This is a genomic window from Limosilactobacillus viscerum (assembly GCF_947387525.1).
Lineage (GTDB): Bacteria > Bacillota > Bacilli > Lactobacillales > Lactobacillaceae > Limosilactobacillus > Limosilactobacillus viscerum.
The window spans coordinates 1-1244 of sequence record NZ_CANDNW010000062.1 but is presented as its reverse complement, the minus strand read 5'-3'; the positions used below and the strand labels follow the sequence as shown (position 1 = coordinate 1244).

The window sequence follows — 1244 nt, the reverse complement described above, 5'->3', positions numbered from 1 at the left end:
GGCTCTACGTCAAGTAGTGTTGATCAGGAAATTTCTGCTCTACATTGTAAAATTGGTCTAAAGGAATCATCTGCGAGGATGGTTCCTTTTAGCTTACCTGGATTTGTTTTCCCATAATTAAATAAACCCTCGTCCGAAAGGTTTCAAAACAACGATAGCCGAAAGCAACCCGTTTAATTAATTTAATCCGATTATTAAATCCCTCAGTTTGTCCATTGGAGAACTCCTGTTGAAAGCCTAGTCTAATCCCCTTCTGGTACCGAGCTAAGACATGACAGCGATGAACTGTATAATGACTGAGTCCCTCAGAGCTGAGATTTAATAACCGAAAGAAACGTTTGAAGTCTTTTTGATTGTAAGCATATTTTAGTGCTTGAATGTGATTATAGGTAGCACTTAGTTCTTCGTCATAAGCCAACATCAGATCTAAAATCGTTACTGAATTAACTATCCGATGAAAGTAACGACCTTCATAATATTCATCAGTATTAAGATTGGTTTGATCTTGAAGGAAGAGACGCCAGTAATGCTTAATTCGCCGTGCTTGCTTTTGCGCCTGGCGATCGCCCTTACATAATCGTTGATAAACGTGAATTCGTACATGATTCATGGTGTCATTAAGGTGTTTGGCGATGTGAAACCGATCATAGACGACTTGGGCATTAGGAAAAACGGTTTTAGCTAGTCGTTCATAAGCAGCATTCATATCCATAACGAGGTATTTAACGCGTCTTCTCGCTTGATAGCTAAAGCGTTGATAGTGTTCGAAGAGACTTCGTAAACGACGATCTTCCAATAATTCTAATAATCCCTTTTTACTACCATCGACGGCAATAAAACTCATCTTTCCTTGAGCACTGCGCATCGATTTAAATTCATCAATACAAAGAGTTTGTGGTAAATAGTTCCAATCTGGCTGAAACTGGTCCGCGAGGTCCCTAAGGACCCGCTGGACAGTCGTTTCACTAACGAATAAATCATGAGCGATGTCTTTAATGGTGCGTACTCGACAAAGCTGTAATATAACTTCGCGACGCAATGCGGCGGTGACCGAGTGGTGATCCGTAAATAAGTCGCTAGTAGCGTTAAAGGTGCTTTGACAATCAGGACAGCGAAAACGTTGCGTCTTAACTCGTAACATTAGTGGTTGGGCGCGAAATTGGCCGTATTTATATTTAGCCTGATAATAACCAAATTTAACAATCTGACCACGGTTGATCACCCCACAATTAGGGCAAGCTTTA

The 1244-nt window shown here is 40.7% G+C and carries 1 protein-coding gene; it reads right to left on the bottom strand.

All coding sequences use genetic code 11. The features are described from left to right. Positions 1-88: 88 nt before the first annotated feature. Positions 89-1244: ISL3 family transposase (locus tag QOS07_RS09200; RefSeq protein WP_283588646.1), on the bottom strand; the 1156-nt coding region annotated here is incomplete at its 5' end.